General features: G+C 64.2%; 21 protein-coding genes. 9 read left to right on the top strand and 12 right to left on the bottom strand.

Annotated features, from left to right (window positions below; translation table 11 throughout):
* Positions 1–24 precede the first annotated feature (24 nt).
* Positions 25–654: a LysE family translocator gene (locus EPK82_RS12160; RefSeq protein ID WP_244229938.1), complete on the top strand. Its 630-nt coding sequence runs from the start codon at positions 25–27 to the stop codon at positions 652–654.
* A 154-nt stretch (positions 655–808) separates the two neighbouring features.
* Here the strand turns inward: EPK82_RS12160 and EPK82_RS12155 are convergent, their stop codons facing one another.
* The 6 genes from EPK82_RS12155 to EPK82_RS12130 all read right to left on the bottom strand — a co-directional run bounded on the left by EPK82_RS12155 (position 809) and on the right by EPK82_RS12130 (position 6334).
* Complete coding sequence (locus tag EPK82_RS12155) at positions 809–1246, bottom strand: hypothetical protein (protein WP_134676730.1); 438 nt, start codon at positions 1244–1246, stop codon at positions 809–811.
* Positions 1246–2091, bottom strand: a complete 846-nt coding sequence (locus EPK82_RS12150; RefSeq protein ID WP_037047935.1) for an enoyl-CoA hydratase/isomerase family protein — start codon at positions 2089–2091, stop codon at positions 1246–1248. The genes EPK82_RS12155 and EPK82_RS12150 overlap by 1 nt, the downstream gene beginning before the upstream one ends.
* A gap of 32 nt (positions 2092–2123) precedes the next feature.
* Positions 2124–2855, bottom strand: coding sequence for a nitroreductase family protein (locus EPK82_RS12145; RefSeq protein ID WP_134676729.1), 732 nt, complete (start codon positions 2853–2855; stop codon positions 2124–2126).
* On the bottom strand, positions 2852–3739 hold the full coding sequence (locus EPK82_RS12140; protein WP_244229936.1) for an alpha/beta hydrolase family protein: 888 nt from the start codon (positions 3737–3739) through the stop codon (positions 2852–2854). Before EPK82_RS12140 ends, EPK82_RS12145 begins: the two co-directional genes overlap by 4 nt.
* Positions 3740–3762: 23 nt before the next feature.
* Positions 3763–5451, bottom strand: a complete 1689-nt coding sequence (locus tag EPK82_RS12135) for an AMP-binding protein (RefSeq protein ID WP_134676727.1) — start codon at positions 5449–5451, stop codon at positions 3763–3765.
* A gap of 85 nt (positions 5452–5536) precedes the next feature.
* Complete coding sequence (locus EPK82_RS12130) at positions 5537–6334, bottom strand: crotonase/enoyl-CoA hydratase family protein (RefSeq protein WP_037047927.1); 798 nt, start codon at positions 6332–6334, stop codon at positions 5537–5539.
* Between the two features lie 153 nt (positions 6335–6487).
* Between EPK82_RS12130 and EPK82_RS12125 the strand changes: the two genes are divergently transcribed.
* A complete protein-coding gene (locus tag EPK82_RS12125; RefSeq protein ID WP_037048355.1) occupies positions 6488–7051 on the top strand; it encodes a TetR/AcrR family transcriptional regulator in 564 nt (187 codons plus the stop codon).
* An 81-nt stretch (positions 7052–7132) separates the two neighbouring features.
* Positions 7133–7609 (top strand): PaaI family thioesterase, encoded by a 477-nt coding sequence (locus EPK82_RS12120; protein ID WP_037047925.1) that lies wholly within the window; start codon positions 7133–7135, stop codon positions 7607–7609.
* 42 nt (positions 7610–7651) lie between these two features.
* On the opposite strand, the gene EPK82_RS12115 is transcribed toward EPK82_RS12120, so the two are convergent.
* The gene (locus tag EPK82_RS12115) at positions 7652–8260 is read right to left on the bottom strand and encodes a TetR/AcrR family transcriptional regulator (protein ID WP_037047923.1); all 609 of its coding nucleotides are present in this window, start codon (positions 8258–8260) and stop codon (positions 7652–7654) included.
* A gap of 103 nt (positions 8261–8363) precedes the next feature.
* On the opposite strand from EPK82_RS12115, the gene EPK82_RS12110 reads away from it, so the two are divergent.
* The 6 genes from EPK82_RS12110 to EPK82_RS12085 all read left to right on the top strand — a co-directional run bounded on the left by EPK82_RS12110 (position 8364) and on the right by EPK82_RS12085 (position 12461).
* Positions 8364–8759, top strand: a complete 396-nt coding sequence (locus EPK82_RS12110; RefSeq protein WP_134676726.1) for a cupin domain-containing protein — start codon at positions 8364–8366, stop codon at positions 8757–8759.
* A gap of 384 nt (positions 8760–9143) precedes the next feature.
* A complete protein-coding gene (locus EPK82_RS12105; protein ID WP_037047921.1) occupies positions 9144–9446 on the top strand; it encodes an ArsR/SmtB family transcription factor in 303 nt (100 codons plus the stop codon).
* 151 nt (positions 9447–9597) lie between these two features.
* Entirely contained in the window at positions 9598–10614 is a 1017-nt protein-coding gene (locus EPK82_RS12100) for a zinc-dependent alcohol dehydrogenase family protein (RefSeq protein ID WP_134676725.1), read from the top strand.
* Positions 10611–10943, top strand: coding sequence for an antibiotic biosynthesis monooxygenase family protein (locus EPK82_RS12095; protein WP_134676724.1), 333 nt, complete (start codon positions 10611–10613; stop codon positions 10941–10943). Before EPK82_RS12100 ends, EPK82_RS12095 begins: the two co-directional genes overlap by 4 nt.
* Positions 10944–11133: 190 nt before the next feature.
* Entirely contained in the window at positions 11134–12006 is an 873-nt protein-coding gene (pdxY, locus tag EPK82_RS12090) for a pyridoxal kinase PdxY (protein ID WP_134676723.1), read from the top strand.
* A gap of 149 nt (positions 12007–12155) precedes the next feature.
* Positions 12156–12461 carry a hypothetical protein gene (locus tag EPK82_RS12085; protein WP_047592565.1) on the top strand — a complete coding sequence of 102 codons (306 nt, stop codon included), beginning with the start codon at positions 12156–12158 and terminating at the stop codon, positions 12459–12461.
* A 4-nt stretch (positions 12462–12465) separates the two neighbouring features.
* On the opposite strand, the gene EPK82_RS12080 is transcribed toward EPK82_RS12085, so the two are convergent.
* From EPK82_RS12080 to EPK82_RS12060, 5 genes are read right to left on the bottom strand one after another with little or no spacing between them, the layout of a single operon-like run.
* Positions 12466–13428, bottom strand: coding sequence for a Csu type fimbrial protein (locus EPK82_RS12080; RefSeq protein ID WP_047592567.1), 963 nt, complete (start codon positions 13426–13428; stop codon positions 12466–12468).
* Positions 13425–15737, bottom strand: a complete 2313-nt coding sequence (locus tag EPK82_RS12075; RefSeq protein WP_244229934.1) for a fimbria/pilus outer membrane usher protein — start codon at positions 15735–15737, stop codon at positions 13425–13427. The genes EPK82_RS12080 and EPK82_RS12075 overlap by 4 nt, the downstream gene beginning before the upstream one ends.
* Before the next feature lie 13 nt (positions 15738–15750).
* On the bottom strand, positions 15751–16506 hold the full coding sequence (locus tag EPK82_RS12070) for a fimbrial biogenesis chaperone (protein WP_037047904.1): 756 nt from the start codon (positions 16504–16506) through the stop codon (positions 15751–15753).
* Positions 16507–16509: 3 nt separating this feature from the next.
* Positions 16510–17082 carry a Csu type fimbrial protein gene (locus EPK82_RS12065; protein ID WP_134676722.1) on the bottom strand — a complete coding sequence of 191 codons (573 nt, stop codon included), beginning with the start codon at positions 17080–17082 and terminating at the stop codon, positions 16510–16512.
* On the bottom strand, positions 17082–17582 hold the full coding sequence (locus tag EPK82_RS12060; RefSeq protein ID WP_134676721.1) for a Csu type fimbrial protein: 501 nt from the start codon (positions 17580–17582) through the stop codon (positions 17082–17084). The genes EPK82_RS12065 and EPK82_RS12060 overlap by 1 nt, the downstream gene beginning before the upstream one ends.
* Between the last annotated feature and the right edge of the window lie 8 nt (positions 17583–17590).

Genomic DNA, 17590 nt, shown 5'->3' with positions numbered 1-17590 from the left:
TAAAATTGTGCAATCGAAACCCAGATGGACATGACCCAGCCAATGACCGATACCAGCGTGCTTCTCTCGTTTCTGCTCTTCTGCGTGGTGATGACCGGCACGCCAGGCCCGAACAATGCGATGGTCCTGCTGGTCGGTGCGCGTGTCGGGGTATGGCGTGCGATGCCGCTGGTGGCGGGCATTTCCGTCGGCGTCGGCCTGCTCCTGGCGGCATTGGGGCTGGGCCTCGGCACGCTGCTGTCGGCCATACCCGGCTTCGATGTGGCGCTGCGTGTCGTCGGCGCAGCCTACATCCTCTGGCTTGCCTGGAAGATCGCCAGCAGTGGCCCGTTGCAGGTTCGTGATGACGACACCGCACCCATGGGGTTCTTCGGCGGGGTGGCATTCCAGTGGGTCAATCCCAAGGCCTGGGCCGTGACCATCAGCGGCGTGGCGACTTACGTACCAGCTGAGCATCACGCTCAGAACGTCCTCCTCGCGGCCGTGATATTGCTGTTGGTCTCCGTGCCGTGCGTCGGCATCTGGGCGGTTGGCGGCGCGACGTTTCGCCGTCTGCTGATGCACCCCCGCTATGCGTTGCTGTTCAACCTGAGCATGGCGTTGGTGCTGCTCGTGGCCACGCTGCCGGCGCTCGTGCAAAGCCTGGCGCTGTAGCGCCAGGCTCCGCGTTGCGGCGGCGCCTGAGCGGCCTGCCCATGATTAAAAAAGAAGCCGCCCAACGAGGCGGCTCAAAGGGCCAACCCGAAGGGCCGGCAAGCAGGGGAGTAGCCCTGTTGTAGCGCGTGCGTCAGTGCGCCCGCACGCGAAGTCAGCGCACAGCCGCCAGATACAGGCCGCAGGCCAGCGCGATCAGTCCGGCCGGTATTGCCGTCAGCGATATCCTGTCGATCAGTCTGGACTGGGCAATGACATTGCCCAGGTCGTCCCGTTGCGCGGCAGCATGCCGTTGCAGTACCGGCACCAGGCAAATCATGTTGCCCACTACGGCTATTGCACCGGCGACTACTTTCAGCGCGTAGATGCCATCGAAGCGTCCAGGCTCGAAAAGCAGGATGCCGGTCAGCAGCACGACCAGAAAGGCAGGCATTTCGAAGAACAGATCGATCTTGCGATGCAACTGGGCAACGGTGAAGCCGTGACTCCTGCTCTGGGCTCGGGTCCGTTCCAGCAGATATTCCACGGCGACCACTCCCAACCAGAAGGCAACGGCGAACAGGTGAAGCTGAAGCAACTGATAGTGGTTCATCACTTACCCCCTTGGTCTCGAACCAGACCAGGTGTCTGGTTGGGCTCGCCGACCCGGCGATCCGGGTGATCACGCTGAAGAAAACGCCTCAGGCCTTCTCGGGTTTCTTCGTGGTGTATGGACCGGTTGAAACACTCGGCCTCGATGCGTAACCCCTCGGCCAGAGGCTGGCCGAATCCACGCACTGCAGCTTCCTTGTCAGAGCGCATGGCTGGTTGTGGCAGTGCGCAAAGGAAGGTCGCCAGTTCCATCGCGCGGGCCAATGAATGGCCCTTCGCGACGACCTCGTTAGCCAACCCCATGGCCAGCGCTTCGTGCGCGGAAATGACTCGCCCGGTCAGGATGAGCTCCATGGCCCTGCCCATGCCGATTATTCGCGGTAGTCGCTGGCTACCACCGTCAGCGAGTCCGATGTTCCAGCGTCGGCATGTCACGCCGAACGAGGCGTGTTCCTCGGCAATACGGATGTCCGCGAAACAGGCCCATTCCAGGCCCCCGGCGTACGCCACGCCGTTGACTGCCGCGATCACGGGTTTGTAGATGTCGGTCCAGCGGCTGGGGCCGAGAATGCCGGGGCGCTCTCCACGATCGTGTGCTGCGATCTCCTCGGCTGAAGATGGCACCAGGGTCAATCCTGCTTCCAGGTCGCCGCCGGCGCAGAATGCCTTGTCGCCGGCGCCTGTCATGATCGCGACCAGCGCCTCATCGTCGTCGCGAAAGCGGCGCCAGGCCTCGATCAGTTCTTCATGCGTGGTGGGGCCAATGCAGTTGCGTTTCTCGGGACGGTTCAGGCGGATGATCCTGATCGGCCCGAGGGCCTCGTATTCGATTTCGGTAAAGACCATTTCGGCGGCTCTCTTGTTGTTATCGGGACGCTTCAGTACCAGGTGACGCACTGTTCGACAGGGAAGCGTAGCCTGGGAGCGTGGATCGCCCGCTCCCCCGGTTGGCCTACTGCCAGGAGCATGATGGGGATTGCCTGGCGGGGCAGGGGCAGGACCTTCCTCAACCGCTTCTCATCGAAGCCTTCCATGGGGCAGGTGGCGTAGCCATGGCTCTGGAACGCCAGCATCAGGTTCTGCGCCGCCAGTGCGGTGGATTTCACCGCCCAAAGGCGCATCTGGCCCTGGCTGTTGGGTGTGCGCATGACCGCTTTGCGCAAGCCTGTCACGTACGTCAGGCCGCGCTTCAGCAAGCCCCTCCATCCCAGTTGCCCCTGGTTGTACTGGCGTGGCGCGCTCGTCGTGTAGAAGCGCTCGACGGCGGGCGGCACCTCGGTGGCGGGCCAGCGTTGCAGAATTTCCTGGCACGCGGACTTCCAGGTATCGGGGCGTGCCAGAACGGCAATGATCAGGGGCGCTCTGGCTGCACGTTGTCCCAGACAGACCGGGTGCAGGCGTTCGAGCCGCTGCGGGTCTGTGATGACGACGAACGACCATGGCTGAAGGTTGCATGAGCTGGGTGCCAGGACGGCGGTCTCCAGGCAATCCCTGATGACGGCATCGGGCACCTGCTGCCCGGTAAAGCAACGTACCGCACGGCGCCCGTCGACCAGCGCGCGAAAGCCGGCGGCTGTGCTATCTGTCGTCGTGCCGTCCGCCGTGGTCATTGCGCGACGCTCGCATCGGCATATGGGTGGGCGCTGCTATCAGCGCTGATCGCCTGGAACCAGTCGAGCATTTCATCCCAGATGTATGTGGAGGACGCTCTGAAGTAGCCCATGTGGCCGATGGGCTCACCCGTTTCGCCAGGCTTCAGGTCCTGGATCGCCAGGTCTGCATTGCGGTAGCCCTTGACGAACGCGTCCCGCGACGCGGGAGGTGCCCAGGGATCATCGACGGCGTTGGAGAACACGCAGGGCAGGCGAATGTCGGCATATTTCCTGGTCACAGCCTGCATGGACGGGTCGTCAAAGAAGTAGTGGGGGTGCGCGCACCAGCGTTTCCAGTCCTTGTAGACACCCAGCGGCAGGTCATCGCCCATGCCGAGAAGGCTCCAGGCCATATAGCCTTTCCAGGAAACGATCAGCGGCAGGATGGTGGACCACAGGAGGCGAACCTTGAACGCTTCTGCCCTGGGCATCCAGCCGGCCCAGCCGGCACCCGAGCCGAAGCAGTAAGCGGCGCTGACCTTGTGGTGATTGGGCAGCAGGCCGAGGCCATGACCGCCGAACGAGTGTCCCACCCAGTAGAGCGGCAGGTCGTCTGCCATGAACTCCACTGCCGCAGCCAGGTCCTGGAACCCCCAGTCCAGATAGGACATCTCGAAGCCCTTGAGCGACCTGGGTCGTGAGTCGCCGACGCCCCGGTAGTCAAGGGTCAGCACATTGAAACCCTGTGCACTCGCGTGTTCTGCGAAACGCCGATAGAAGCGCTGCTGAACGCCGGTGGCGCCGGCCACGATGAGGTTGCCCTTTTGCCTGCCACAGGCAGCGTAGCGGGTGGCCGCGAGACGATAGCCATCGCTGGCCAGCAGGCTGATCGGCTCGACCATACCGGGATGCGCGGACAGGCGACTCATTGGTTTCGCTCCCGCGCATGGCTTTCGATCAGCGCTTTGCGCAGGACCTTGCCCACGGCGCTCTTGGGCAGTTCGTCGCAAAAGATGATGCGCCGTGGTCGTTTGTAGCTGACCAGGTGTTTTTCGCAGTGTTTCATCACGTGTTGCTCCTCCAGGTAGGGTTGGCGGCGGACGATATAGGCGACAGGCACTTCTCCGGCCTTGTCATCAGGTGTGGGTATCACCGCCGACTCACGGATGCCTGGATGGGCATTGAGGACGCGCTCGACCTCAGAAGGGAAAACCTTGAATCCGGAGCAGATGATCATCTCCTTCTTGCGGTCGATGATGCGGAGATAGCCGTCGGCATCGAAGGTGCCGACGTCACCCGTTCGAAAGAAGCCGTCGGAGGTGAACGCCGAGGCGTTGTCAGCCTCACGTTTCCAGTAGCCGCTCATGATTGCCGGGCTTCTGACGCAGATCTCGCCCTCTCCGATGGTGACCTCGCTGTCGCTCTCGTCACGCAGCGATATTTCGATTCCGCTGACCGGCAGGCCGACCGATCCAGGCCGGGAACGACCCGCCGGATTACAGGAAATCAACCCGGTTTCGGTCATTCCGTAGGCCTCGGTTATGTGGCACCCGGTAACCTGATGCCAGTGCTTGGCGGTAGCCTCAGAGACGGGCATGCCGGCGCCAAGGCAGATGACCAGCGAGCTGAAATCAAGGGCTCTGAACTCACCGTGCTCGAGCAGAGCGCTGTACAGCGTGTTCACGCCGGGAAAACTGCTGATGCGATGACGTGCCCACTCTCTGGCCAGGGCTGCAGTATCTCGTGGGTTCATCACCGGCACGGCCTTGCCTCCTCGGGCCAGGCTGAACAACAGGTTGCCGAGGCCGAGGATGTGGTAGAGCGGGACGGCCAGCAGCAGGACGTATTCGTGCTCGGCCCGACCGCTCAGATGCTGCCGCAATGCCGAGTACTGCTGTGCCACGTTGTGCAGCAGGGCACGATGGCTGATCGGGACGCCCTTGGGTTGTCCCGTCGTTCCGCCGCTATAGATGATGAAGGCGATCTGCCGAGCCTCGGGCCTTGCCATCTGTTCGCTGGCGACGGGGCGGGTCGATGTCACGCGCCGCCAGGACACCGCGTTCTCTACGGCTGCCGATTGTCCTCGAAGGCGTCTCTTGGCGATCCAGTTCACCAGCGGGCGCCTCCATCCCAGCATGTCGCCCGGGGTGACTCGGACCGAGATTGCGATGCCTGCCGCCTGTACTGCATGCTGCATCGGGCCGCTCATGGGGTCGAAAAAGAATACGGCCTTGACGTCGCTGTCCTGGAATATGTGAACCAGTTCCTGCCCGGTGTAGAGCGGGTTTACACATACGGCTGTCAGTCCTGCGCGGATGATGCCCAGGCAGGCAATGGGATGCGCCAGGAGATTGGGCAGGACAACAGCAACGCAGGCGCCTGGCTCGAGCCCCTGACGTGTCAGCCAGGCTGCGATCGAGGCACTCATGGCCTGCAGGTCGGCATAGCTGACATCCACGCCCAGGGCCGAAAGCGCAGCGGCTTCAGGCGCGCGAACAGCACCTCGGCGAAGCAGTTCATCCAGCGTGTCCAATGCCGGTTCATGCAGTTCGTTGTTGTCCTGGGTGCTCACGACCCTCAACCTGCTGTTCTCTTTCTTGTTCGGATGATTCATCGAGGGCTGCTCTGGCTGACCATGTGGGCATTGGCTACGGGTGTACGAGAGGGGCGAGGGCACGCCTCTCTCGCCAGGGCGGGTGCTAGCGGCCTTTGAACAGCGGCTCACGCTTCTGCAGCATGGCCATGACGCCTTCGCGCACGTCTTCGCTGCTGATCAGGCTGAACAGCAATGCGTTGAGCTGCGAAAGCGCTGCGTCATCGCCCTCGTCTCTGGCCTGGAAGGCTGACTGCAGCGTCGCCTTGATCGCGAGAGGCGCTGCCTTGGCGATGCGCTCGGCATACTCGATGGCGCGGGCCAGCTCCTGGCCGGGCTCGACGACCTCGGTCAGCAGGCGCATGTTCAGTGCGTCGTTTGCGCCGAACTCTTCACCCGTCAGCATGTAGCGCATCGCGTTGGTCCAGCCGGCCGCTTGGGTGAAGCGCACCGTGGAGCCACCGGAAGGCGGAATGCCGCGCAGCACCTCCAGGTGCGCAAAGCGCGTGTTCCGGGCGGCGATGGCGATGTCCGCGTTGAGCACCAGCTCTATCCCGGCCGTCCAGCAGGTGCCCTGTACCGCAACGACGACCGGCTTGGTGCGGCGCGGTTTGGACACGCCCCAGGGATCGATGCCTGTGTCCGGGTATTTGAATCCGCCGGAGGCCAGCTTCGGCGTCAGTTCCATCAGGTCAAGCCCGGCCGTGAAGTGCTCGCCGTGAGCGAAGACCACCGCACAACGCAGTTCGTCGTTGCCTTCGTATTCGCCGAGGGCGAGGGCCAGGTCCGTGAGCATGGCGCTGTCGAAAGCGTTCCGTTTCCCGGCCCTGTCCAGACCGACCAGGAACAGGTTGCCGCGTTGTTCACGGGTGACGCGACCTGGGCCGCTATTCGCTTCGCTCATGAGATGCTTCTCCTGCGATGGGTTAGGCAGTGAATTATTACTTACCGAATGTTCGGTTTGAGAAAGCTAACCAAACATTTGGTAAGCGTCAAATTGAGAAGACATGGCTTATGTCGTATGATCAGCCCGCATTATCGAGAGCAGGAAATGTCCGTGCGTCCGTCAAAGATTTCTCGCGAAGAGCTGCTGCAACGTTGCGCCAACACCTTCAAGCGCCTGGGCTATCACGGCACCACGATGGATGCGCTGTCGACGGCCTGCGGCCTGACCAAGGCATCGTTCTATCACCACTACCCCAACAAGGACGCGTTGTTGAAGGACGTCCTGGGGTGGACGCACCAGCGTCTGAAGGTGTCGTTGTTCTCGCTCGCCTATGAAGAGGGGAGCCCTCCCGAGGAGAGGCTGCATGACATGGGGCAGAAGGCGAAAAAGCTGTTCCAGGACGACTCCATCGGCTGCCTGATGGGGGTCATCGCCGTTGATGCCAGCTACGGCCGAAAGGAGTTGATGGAGCCGATCCGCGCATTTCTGGACGACTGGATCGCCGCATTCGCCAAGCTCTTCGAGCCAGGAGATGCCGCTGGCGCTGAACCCAAGGCCAGGCAGCTCGTTGCCGATTACGAAGGGGCGATTCTGCTGGCGCGAATCTACAACGACCCGTCCTATATCGACGCGGTAACACGGCGAGCCATCGAACAGCTCAAGCCGACTGACTAGGAACCTTGTCCCCTGGGGTACCAGCGGACTGGGTATTGGTCAGCATCCCTCACCTGAGTGATTCCCTGAACGGTACTGGATATGCAGAAAGCAACGTCGCTGATCGATGAGATTGCCGCAGACCTGAACGGTCTGGAGCAGATGGAAGCGCTGCTTCGCTCACCGAGGAAAGTCGGGATATTCGAGTCATTGAAGCTGGAGTTCGCCGAGGTGACCAAAGGGCGTGTGGTGGTGGCCGGGATCCCCGACGCGCATGCCTACAATCCGATCGGGACGGTGCACGGCGGGTACGCTGCGACGATGCTGGACTCGGTCTGTGGCTGCGCCACCCACACCCTGCTGCAGGCCAACCAGGCCTATACCACCCTGGAGCTGAAAGTGGCATACCACCGTCCCATCACCCGTGACACCGGTCAGGTGCGTGCCATCGGCGAGGTGATGAGCGCCGGCAGGCGAGTGGCCTTTACCGAAGCCCGCATCGTGGACAGCCAGGACAGGCTCCTGGCCTCGGCGACCTCCACGCTGCTGATCATGGAAAAGCCAGCTTCGGGCAAGTGAGTGTCGGCGTCGGGCCTGATCTTTCAGGCCCCTGTGCAGGACTCAAGTCGAGCTCTCCAGCGCCCGCTGGAGTTCCTGCCATATGGCGTTCAGGGGCTCGGCACTTCGCGCGGCACGACACAACGCAACCGAGCCCTCGATCGAGGCGATGACCAGCACTGCCAGGCTCATTGCTCGAGCCTCCGACGCGCCGGAACTCAGCAGCGACTGGCTGATGATGCCTTGCCACTCGCGGAATATGGCGTTGGCCTGGTCCAGCAACTGCTCGTGGATCCGGTGATCCTGTTCCGGGCTGGCATCCCCGCGCTGCTCCGACGAATACTGCTCGACGGCCACGGCGAGCACCGCACAGCCGGCCTGAAAGTCCGTCTCCTCCAGCATCTGCCGCCACCTTGCGACGAAACATTCCAGGCCGACCACGGTGCCGTGCCGGGCGAGAAGTTCTGCCAGCGGAATACTCACCTCACGGCCTGCATGCTCGACCGCCGCCTCGAGCAATTGCTGCTTGCCCCCTGGGAAGTGGTAGGCAATGGACCCCCTTGGCGTAGCGGAGTGGCGGACCACCTCGCGAACGCTGGTGGCGCATACCCCGCGTCGGCGCAGCAGGTCCGCAGCGCCGAGGATCATCCGATCGCGTGTCGATAGAGTCATGTTTTGATTATGCCATCTGTCATATTTGATGTAGTCTCAGTCGTGGCACTATGTCACGTGGCATAGTCGTCTTCCACCCCTGTCCGCATGAGGCGACAACAACATGAATACCCGCCCGCTGCTTCCCAACCCGATTACCTCGATATCCAGAGCGTCGCTCGATACCCGGGATGGCTGGTTGCCATACCCCCTGGGAGACGATGTCCTCGAGGGCCAGCCCGATACCAGGATGAAATTGCTGCGTACCGTGGGTGTGAAAACGCCACACAAGTCGGTGGCTTTTTTCACCTCGCAGCCGGCGAAGTTTCACTGGCGGTTCGACAACGATGAAGCCTTCGTTCTGATCGAGGGGAAGATCGTGATCACCATGGATGATGGTGAGCGCCATGAGATGGGACCTGGGGATGCCATCTCGATTCCGGCCGGGCGAACCGGTGTGTGCGAGGTGCTCGAGTTCAGCCGGAAATTCACGGTCGTCACCAGCGGCGCCCAGGAATGATCGGGTCCACTCCATCGCTTCGTCGATGAGCGATGTGCCGCAGCGCAGGCCACACAGTGCTCGGGCCTGGCTTCGGCCTGTATCGACGGCGTTGCTGCTGACCCAGGACGAAGCGGTGGGGGCTACCACCGCTTCGTTTCCAGCCAGGCGTTCCTGCAGTCGCCATTCTGCAAGGCCTGGAACAGGCTCTGCTGACGAGGACGGGGAGGTCTCCGGAGCTCAGTCACCATCAGTCAGGCGGCCGTGCTGAAAACATCGAGGGGGCTACCCGTTCGTGCCATCTGTCGGCGAGGGCGAATTGTTCAGGCGGAGGTCCGGGGCATGTGCCCGACGGGCGGCTAAATGCTGAATTGACATATCGGTAAATCTCGATATTATCGCGACATGGACCTGATCAGCATATTCAAAGCCCTGTCGAACCCTACGCGCCTCGAGATCCTCAGAAGGTTGAAGGATCCCGAGAAGGGCTTTCCTCCGCAGGATGAAGGGGACGTGCACACGGTGGGTGTCTGCGTCAGCAGCATCCAGGAAGGTGTCGGTCTGTCGCAGTCGACGGTGTCCGATTACCTGGCGACGCTGCAGCGAGCGGGGCTGGTGGAGGTTCGTCGTGTCGGGCAGTGGACCTACTACAAACGCAACGAAGCGAACATCAGTGCGCTTGCCGAGTTCCTTGGCAAGGAGCTGTAATCTTTTGATCTGATATATCGATATTTCCCGATATCCCTGTTTCGCGAAGTGAGGATTGAAGATGGCCTGAGAGCAGGAAATTCCGTAAATCTTTTTGCGTTTATATATCGAAAAATCTCGATATCCCTTTTTATCGAAGCGAGGAAATACCATGAAAGCGTTGGTTCTCAACACATTTGGCGGCCCGCAAGCCTTCGAGCTGCGCGACGTACCCAAGCCAGTGGCGCAGGCAGGGCAGGTCCTGGTGCGGGTGCATGCAACGTCCATCAATCCGCTGGACTTCCAGGTCCGGCGCGGTGATTACGCCGATCTGGTGCCATTGCCGGGCATTACCGGGCATGACGTCTCCGGTGTCGTCGAGGCGGTCGGGCCGGGCGTGACGAGCTTCGCGCCGGGCGACGAGGTCTGGTACACGCCACAGATCTTCGACGGTCCGGGAAGCTATGCCGAATATCACGTCGCCGCCGAAGGCATTGTCGGCAAGAAACCGGCGGCGCTGAGTCACCTGGAGGCCGCCAGCCTCACCCTGGTCGGTGGCACGGCCTGGGAAGCACTGGTGGTGCGTGCTGCGCTGAGGTTGGGCGAGCGCATCCTCGTGCATGGCGGTGCCGGTGGCGTCGGCCATGTGGCGATCCAGCTGGCAAAGGCCATGGGCGCCAGGGTGTTCACCACCGTGCGCGAGGCGAACGTCGAGTTCGCCAGAGGGATAGGGGCCGACGTGGTCATCGACTACGAGAAAGAGGACTACGTTGACGCCATCCTGCGGGAAACCAATGGCCAGGGCGTCGATGTGATCCTCGACACCATCGGCGGCGACACGCTGTCGCGCAGCCCCGATGCGCTCGCGCAACTGGGGCGCGTGGTCTCGATCGTGGACATTGCCCAGCCGCAGAACGTCATCCAGGCCTGGGGCAAGAACGCCAGCTATCACTTCGTCTTCACCCGGCAGAACCGCGGCAAGCTCGATGAGCTCCGTGCCCTGGTGGAGCGTGGCCAGCTGCGGCCACACGTTGGCGCCGTCTATTCGCTTGCGGACGTTCCACGTGCCCATGCGCTGCTGCAGAGCCCCAACAATGGCCTGCGCGGCAAGATCGCGATTGCCATCGAGCCCTCACTGCTTTCGTCAGCGCACTCGACCGTTCAAGCCACCCCGGAGGCAACCCCATGATTCACGAGATTGCGCTGCTGCCCATTCACCGCGAGCGTATCGAGCCGTTCAAGCGCGCCTTCGCCGACGTCGAGTACCTGCTCCGGCGTGCCGAGGGTTACGCCGGCCACTTGCTGGCGCAAGGCATCGAGACGCCGGAGGTGTTCAACCTCATCGTGCGCTGGCGTTCACTCGAGGATCACGCGCCGGGCTTCGAGGCGAGTGAGGATCACCGCCTCTTCATGGCGGGGCTGGAGGCGTACTTTGCGCAAGAGCCGCAGGTCTACCACGTCGAGGCGGTCATGCCCGGTGAGCTTCCGGCGCCGGCGGCATTCACGTTCGCTGAGTGAGTCGTCGTGGTCGCGCCTCGATCCGGCAGTCGGTTGCTTCCTGCTTCACGGCTGCCGGATCGCTGGCCATGGCCATGGCCAGGCGCAGCGAACCGAAGAGGATCGCGAGGGCGTCAGTGGTGGTGCGGGCGCGTGACTTGGCGAATAATCGCGGCCACTTCATCGTCGTCGAGCCATTGTCGGAATGTCCATGAGCACCACCTTGCCGCCCCTCGTTCTGTCGATCCAGTCGCATGTGGCCTGGGGCCATGTCGGTAACGCCGCTGCAGTCTTCCCCTTGCAGCGACTGGGCTTCGAAGTGCTGCCGATCCATACCGTGCAGTTCTCCAACCACACCGGTTATGGTCAGTTTCGCGGCCAGGTATTCGGTGCCGAACATATCCGCGACGTGCTGCTTGGGTTGCGTGAACGTGGCGTGCTGCCGCGTCTGGCTGCCGTGCTTTCCGGTTATCTGGGGGATGCCGATAGCGGGCGGGTGATTCTCGAAGCGGTGGGTGAGATTCGCCAGCACAACCCGGCGCTGCGTTACCTGTGCGACCCGGTGATGGGCGATGTCGGGCGTGGTGTGTTCGTCAATCCGGCGATTCCCGACTTTCTGCGGGATCAGGCCATTCCCTGCGCCACTATCATCACCCCCAACCAGTTCGAGTTCGAGCTGCTGACCGGCAGCCAGCCGGCCAGCCTGCAGGAGGCCGTCAAGGTCGCCAGGCAGTTGCGCGGACGCGGGCCGGATGTGGTGATCGTCACCAGTCTGGCGACTGCGGACATCCCTGAGGACGAGCTGGGCACCCTGGCGGTGAACGGCGAGGGCGTCTGGCTGGTGACGACACCGCGACTGGCGCTGCACCCGTTGCCCAACGGCATGGGCGACGTGTTCTCCGCCACCTTGCTGGGTCGCCTGCTGGCGGGTCAGGCCCTGCCGCAGGCGCTGGAGCTGGCGACCGCGACGCTCTACGCGCTGGTCGAGCGAACGGCGCAGGGCGCGCGCGACCTGCCGCTGGTCGCGGCGCAGGAGCAGATCGTCGAGCCGGTCCGTGCTTTCCTGGCCAGGCGCTTGTCCTGAACGGGCGTTCGTCGGAATCGGCGTGATCTCAAAGTGATATCGCGGTAATCTGGCCCTGTTTTCGGTCGCGCCTCGAAGCCGTGACCGTTTCTACGGATGGATTTTGACCTTCAACTCCAGCAGGCCACCATCACAGTAGAAGCGTTGTCATGCCGTACCGCCGACTTGTTGCCTCCCTCCTGGCCGTGGCTCTGTGCCTCGTCGCCAATCAGTCTCTCGCTGAGCAGATCAGCGGGCAGCTGCACATCAGTCTCACCATTCTCAAGCGCTGCGAAGTATCCGCCGAGCGTGACCAGCAGGCCGTTCGCGTGCTCGGCAACGGTTGCGAGCAGGCCGCGTACCAGCTGCAGGACGGACGCGGGCGAGCGCTGCCGCTGAAGCCCGATGCAGGGGCGGCGTCGGTCTCCACGCAGTCCGTCGCGGATGCCGGCTCGACGCTGGTGGTCTACTGGTAACGCCTCAGTAGTTGATGATCAGCAGCACGTTGTCGGTGTACACGCCGACCGGCGCGTTGGCCTGTGACGGGTCGAGAATCGCCTGGTAGGTGAACGTCTGCGAATCGCCCGTGCCACTGGCGCTCAGTGGCGAGCCGCTGTTCCAGATCAGGCTGCTGCCGTTGTGATAGAGGTTGTAGCGCAGGTAGTCGCTGCCGTTTCTCAGCCGTCGCCAGGGGGCCAGGTAGTTCTGCCCGTCATCGAAGGTCAGCGTGTAGCCCTCGGTGCTGGTGCAAGTCACCGCGAAGGTACGTTGCTGGGCGGAAAACTGGCTGATCAGCGCATTGGCGCCGAAGTCCACGGCAGGCAGCGTATCGATGCGACAGGCCTTGGTCACGACCAGGGTGATGGTCAGCGTCGCCAGGGAGCCGCTGCCCCAGTTGGTGGGGGCGCCGCAGATGGGCAGGCAGCTCTGGGTCAGTCCGGGGCTGCGGCTCCAGGAGCAGAGGTTGAGCGCACCGACGGTGCAGATGGCCCAGTCCCAGCGCAGGGTGATCGTGGCGGTGTAGGTGCCAGCCGGCACATTGGGCCCGGGGTTGGTGCGAAAGTACAGGCCGATGGCGCTGGAGCTGCCGCCCAGTGCGACCAGGTTGATGGCGTCGAGCTGCTGGGGCTGGCCGGCTACCAGCGTCTGGCTGTAGCCGGAGTCGCGGTAGATCGAGAAGGGTATCTGGTTGCCCTGGCCGTCCTGCAGGGCCAGGGTCCCGGCATTCTGCAGCGTGACCCTGACATAGGCGGCGGCCAGTACCTGGAGCACGCCGGGGCAGGAGAGACCCGCACCGGCCGCGGCCTGCTGCTGGGTGGTGCGCAGGCTCAGTGAGTTGCTGCTGCCGAGGCTCACCGACGCCGCATAGATGCCACAGGCGTGGGCCGGGGCGACGAGCAGGAGGCTGCAGAGCGTCAGCGCGAGGGCCAGCCAGCGGGTCATGGCCGGGCACCGTCGTACTGGCAGGGAAGCGGGCCGACCAGGGTAATTTCCACGGCGTCGTCATCCAGGGTGAACCGGCTGCTGCAGGTCCTGCCATCGGCCAGGCGCACGTCGAGGCGGTTGTCCTTGGCCAGACCTTCGAAGTACAGCAGCCCGTCCCAGCCGATGTAGCTGCGTTGGCCGCTGGGTTGATGCGTCACCTGGCTGCCTCGCGGCAGCGGGCGGCCCTGGCCGTCGACCAGCTGGATGCTGGCGGAGAGGGTCATCACCATGGCGAAGTTGAGCAGGGCGCCGCTGCCCTGGTGAACCGCGATGCGCTTCTGGGTTTCGCTCAGGTGCAGGTTGCTGGGCATGTCCAGCAGGTCGACTTCGTACTGTCCGGGGTAGTAGGACGGCACCCAGGGCACCAGCAGATAACCCGCTCTGTCGGTGCGGCCGAGCAACTGGTGCTCGTAGTGCACCGGCACGCCTGACTGGCCTTCGGTGCTGACCAGGACGAAGGCGTCCTCGATGCGGTTGCTGGCGAACAGCTGTCCCTGCATCGCCACCAGGGAGCCGCTGACGCCGCCCCACTGCGTGGTCTGGCCGTCGTTGCTGTAGACCCCCGCCTGCACCTGCGCATGGCGCGAGCGCCAGGTCAGGTCGGCCTGGCGGAAGTCGCTGTCACCCTCGGCCACGCCCAGGTTCCAGCCCAGGCCACCGTCGCTGGGCGCGTTGCGACTGTAGTTGGCGCGCACGCTCTGCTTGCCGTTGCTGTCCCGCTCCACACCCGTGGTCAGGCTGGAGTAGAGGTCGAAGGGCACGACCAGCTGGGCCTGGATGGCGTGCGTCGCATCGTCCAGCTGGCGATTGAAGGAGAGGTAGAGGCTGCTGTTGCCCCACAGGCTGCGCGACCACGACAGGTTGATCAGGCGGGTCCGCTGGCCACTGTGTTCTTCGCTGGCGAAGTAGCCGATACCGAACGAGCCGAACCCTTCCGGGCTGAAGCTGAAGGTCAGCTGATCCTGCAGCTTGCTCAGCGGGCCGCCCGCGAGGTCGCTGTCCAGCGCCTGGGCGACGCTGAGGTCGGCATAGTCGGCGGTGCGCTGAATGCGCTGGGCGGTGACGCCGAAGCGGCGCCCGTAGTAGCTGTAGCCGAGGCTGTACTGCTGGCCGTTGCCGATGCCAGCGCTGTGGCTGATGGAGCTGGTCAGGGTACCGAGCAGGCCGAGCCCGACGGTGGCGCCGATGCCGGCCTGCCTGAGCCCGGCGCCATTCTCGCCGTGCGCCTCCAGGGTGAGGCTGTCGCTCAGACCGTAGCGCAGGCTGCCGCTGCCGACGAGACGGCCGTAGGCGAAATCCTCCACGCCATAGTTGCGGCGCAGCTTGCCCAGCGACAGGGAGAAGTCGGAGAGGCCCTCGCGCAGCAGGCTGTCGGTCACGTAGAAGGGGACGGTCGTCGATACCTGGCGGCCCAGCACGTCGGTGGTGACCAGGGTCGCGGTGCCGGCGCCGCTGATATAGGGCACGGTGTTGAGGGTGAAGGGGCCAGGGCGCAGGTCCTGCTGGCTGACGCGGGCGTCGTCGATGAACAGGTCCACCGTGCTGGGCACCGTGGCATCGCCGTCGAAGCGGGGCAGGGGGTAGGTGATCAGGTCCGGACGCAGGGCAAACTCGCGCGACAGCTGCACGCCGCCGAGGCGGACCGCGCTGTTCCAGGTCAGCGCGCCGGTGATCAGGTCGCCGCCGCTCAGGCTGAGCATGCGTTGCTGGTCGTTGAAGCGCCAGGTGGTGTCGTAGCGGGTGTAGCCGTCGCGGTAGCCTGGGCCGGAGAAGCTGTGGCGATACACGCCGGTGTTGGAAATCATGCCGAAGCCATCGAAGACGCGTTGCTCCAGCCAGGTATTGGCATAGTGGCCGGCGTTCTCGGTGTGGCTGTAGTAGAGGTCGTAGTTGAACAGCGCGCCGAAGGCGCTTTGCGCCGGCATCGGTTCGCTCAGGCTGCTGGGGCCGAAGCGCTGGTGTGGCAGCCATTCGCTGGGCAGGGTCAGCAGCAGGCGCTGGCTTTCCTGCTGATAGTCGCTGCGTAGCGCGTCGATCCGGTCCAGGGCGACCCAGGGCGGTGGCTCGGGGGGCAGGCGAACGCCGGCGGCGAGCAGATCCTCGCGCTGGACGAACAGCCGGCCCTGATGTTCTCTCACTTCCGTTACCTTGCCGCTGGGCAGTTGATTGACGATCAGTTCCAGATACAGCACCTGAGCCTGGGCCAGTTGCTCGGCGTCATCGGCATGGGCCGTGCGTATGCAGAGCACGGCTGCCAGTAACAGCAACAGGGGCAGTGAGCTACTCAGTGGCCAGTACCTGCGCTTGGCGACTCTCGTTGATACGCGCCTGTATGCGCCCGCTGCGAACCCCGCTCGGCATCGGCCAGCGCATCCTGGCGCCGGGCAGGACGTAGCCGAGCAGCCCTTCGGCGACGGGCTGGGGGCCGTTGGCGCGCAGCAGTTCCACCTGCGACAGCCTGGCCGGTGCGGGGCCGACGTTGTGCAGGTGGAGGAAGGTTCCGGCGCGTTCCTCGACGAAGCGGTAGCGCAGGTCCGGCGCCAGTGGCTGACCCTGATCGGGTGCTTCGCGCAAGCCGTCATCCAGATAGGCTCCGGGGCCGACCACGACCAGCGGTACGGAGTAGCGCATCTGGAACTGCACGCCCAGCTGCGACGGATTCGCCCTCGGCGGCAGCACCTCGTCGACCAGTACCCGGTAGGTGCGCAGGGTGCCTGGCGGCGGCGGTTGCAGGTTGACCAGCCTGACCAGCTGGCGCTTGCCCGGTTGCACGGTGGCCATCGGCGGGCTGCCGACCACCTGCTTCTGTTGGCTCAGGCGGTCTGCGAAGGCTTCCTGCTCCCAGGTCATCACCCTGACCTGCAGGTCCACCGGCTCCAGGCCACGGTTCTCCAGCCACAGTGCGGCTGACTTCTGGCGATCCGCCTCGATCATCGGGTTGATGGGCCAGATGAGTATGGAGGTGGCCGCCTGCACGGCGACGCTGAGCATCGCTGTCGCCAGCAGGCAGCCGAGCAGCAGGGCGCGCGTGCACATGGCTCAGTAGCTCACGGTAACGGTGACGGTATCGGTGTAGAGGCCGGCCGAGGGCATCGGGCTGACGCTGAACAGGCGGGCGTACACCGGATAGGTCTGGCTGCCGCCGCCACTGGGGAAGTTGATGCTCATGCGCGTGCCTCCGTTGCTGTCGTCGCCCCAGATGATGCTGCGGGCGGCATCCTGATAGAGCTGGTAGCGCAGGCGCTCGCTGCCCAGGGCGAGGTAGCGGCCCAGGCCGACGCTGCTGGCGTTGAGCCCGGCATTGAGCGAGACGCTGACCGAGGTGCCGGGAGAGCACTGCAGGACGATGGAACCGTTGCCCGGCGTGCTGGCGATGTCCAGGTTGCCTGGCAGGCTGCTGACCTGGCCGAACGACAGGTTGCCGAACGAGGTGGCGTCGCTGGCGCCGCTGCCAAGCAGGCAGCCCGCCACGATTTCCGCGCGCAGCTGGAAGCTCTGGCTGACGATCTGATCGTTGACCCCGGTATCGCCGAGGACCGGCACCACGGGTGCAGCCAGCAGGGTCAGGCAGGCGAGGCCGGCTGTCGTGGGCGCAAGGGTTCGGCACGGCATCACCAGCTCACCGTGATGGTCAGGGTGTCGCTGTAGTTGCCCGGCAGCGGCGCGCCCTGGGCCGGTACCCGGGCATAGACCGGCAGCCACTGGTCCTGGCCGTTGCCCATGGCGCTGACGCCGGTCGTATCGTCCCAGACCGTGGCGTGGTCGGCGCTGGTGTAGAGGTTGTAGCTCACCACGTCGGCGCCAGGCCCCGCCATCTGCCGGTTGCTGGTGGTGCCGCTGTGGCCGGCGTTGATCAGCACGCGATAGGGAATGTTCTGCTGGCAGTTGATGCGCAGGGCACCTGCTCCAGGCTGGCCCACGCGCTCGATGAGGTTGTCGAGCCTGAGGTGGGTACCGAAATCCAGGGTGCCGAAGCTGACCCCGGAACCGCTGTCGCCGCCTGCCTGGCAGGCCGGCAGTACCTCCACGCTGAGGCCGACCGTGGCGGTCTTGTCGACCGCAGGCAGAACGCCCGGGGTCAGCAGGAGTAGCAGGGCGATCAGGCGGTGCATGGCGATTC

It is taken from the genome of Ectopseudomonas khazarica (assembly GCF_004521985.1).
Classification (GTDB): domain Bacteria; phylum Pseudomonadota; class Gammaproteobacteria; order Pseudomonadales; family Pseudomonadaceae; genus Aquipseudomonas; species Aquipseudomonas khazarica.
The sequence above is the reverse complement of the archived record's forward strand: the minus strand, read 5'-3'. Positions and strand labels throughout refer to the sequence as shown.

Coding starts and splice junctions, on each gene's coding strand:
- EPK82_RS12160 (WP_244229938.1), top strand. CDS start 25: ATGGACATGACCCAGCCAATGACCGATACCAGCGTGCTTCTCTCGTTT.
- EPK82_RS12155 (WP_134676730.1), bottom strand. CDS start 1,246: ATGAACCACTATCAGTTGCTTCAGCTTCACCTGTTCGCCGTTGCCTTC.
- EPK82_RS12150 (WP_037047935.1), bottom strand. CDS start 2,091: ATGGTCTTTACCGAAATCGAATACGAGGCCCTCGGGCCGATCAGGATC.
- EPK82_RS12145 (WP_134676729.1), bottom strand. CDS start 2,855: ATGACCACGGCGGACGGCACGACGACAGATAGCACAGCCGCCGGCTTT.
- EPK82_RS12140 (WP_244229936.1), bottom strand. CDS start 3,739: ATGGTCGAGCCGATCAGCCTGCTGGCCAGCGATGGCTATCGTCTCGCG.
- EPK82_RS12135 (WP_134676727.1), bottom strand. CDS start 5,451: ATGAATCATCCGAACAAGAAAGAGAACAGCAGGTTGAGGGTCGTGAGC.
- EPK82_RS12130 (WP_037047927.1), bottom strand. CDS start 6,334: ATGAGCGAAGCGAATAGCGGCCCAGGTCGCGTCACCCGTGAACAACGC.
- EPK82_RS12120 (WP_037047925.1), top strand. CDS start 7,133: ATGCAGAAAGCAACGTCGCTGATCGATGAGATTGCCGCAGACCTGAAC.
- EPK82_RS12115 (WP_037047923.1), bottom strand. CDS start 8,260: ATGACTCTATCGACACGCGATCGGATGATCCTCGGCGCTGCGGACCTG.
- EPK82_RS12110 (WP_134676726.1), top strand. CDS start 8,364: ATGAATACCCGCCCGCTGCTTCCCAACCCGATTACCTCGATATCCAGA.
- EPK82_RS12105 (WP_037047921.1), top strand. CDS start 9,144: ATGGACCTGATCAGCATATTCAAAGCCCTGTCGAACCCTACGCGCCTC.
- EPK82_RS12100 (WP_134676725.1), top strand. CDS start 9,598: ATGAAAGCGTTGGTTCTCAACACATTTGGCGGCCCGCAAGCCTTCGAG.
- EPK82_RS12095 (WP_134676724.1), top strand. CDS start 10,611: ATGATTCACGAGATTGCGCTGCTGCCCATTCACCGCGAGCGTATCGAG.
- pdxY (WP_134676723.1), top strand. CDS start 11,134: ATGAGCACCACCTTGCCGCCCCTCGTTCTGTCGATCCAGTCGCATGTG.
- EPK82_RS12085 (WP_047592565.1), top strand. CDS start 12,156: ATGCCGTACCGCCGACTTGTTGCCTCCCTCCTGGCCGTGGCTCTGTGC.
- EPK82_RS12080 (WP_047592567.1), bottom strand. CDS start 13,428: ATGACCCGCTGGCTGGCCCTCGCGCTGACGCTCTGCAGCCTCCTGCTC.
- EPK82_RS12070 (WP_037047904.1), bottom strand. CDS start 16,506: ATGTGCACGCGCGCCCTGCTGCTCGGCTGCCTGCTGGCGACAGCGATG.
- EPK82_RS12065 (WP_134676722.1), bottom strand. CDS start 17,082: ATGCCGTGCCGAACCCTTGCGCCCACGACAGCCGGCCTCGCCTGCCTG.
- EPK82_RS12060 (WP_134676721.1), bottom strand. CDS start 17,582: ATGCACCGCCTGATCGCCCTGCTACTCCTGCTGACCCCGGGCGTTCTG.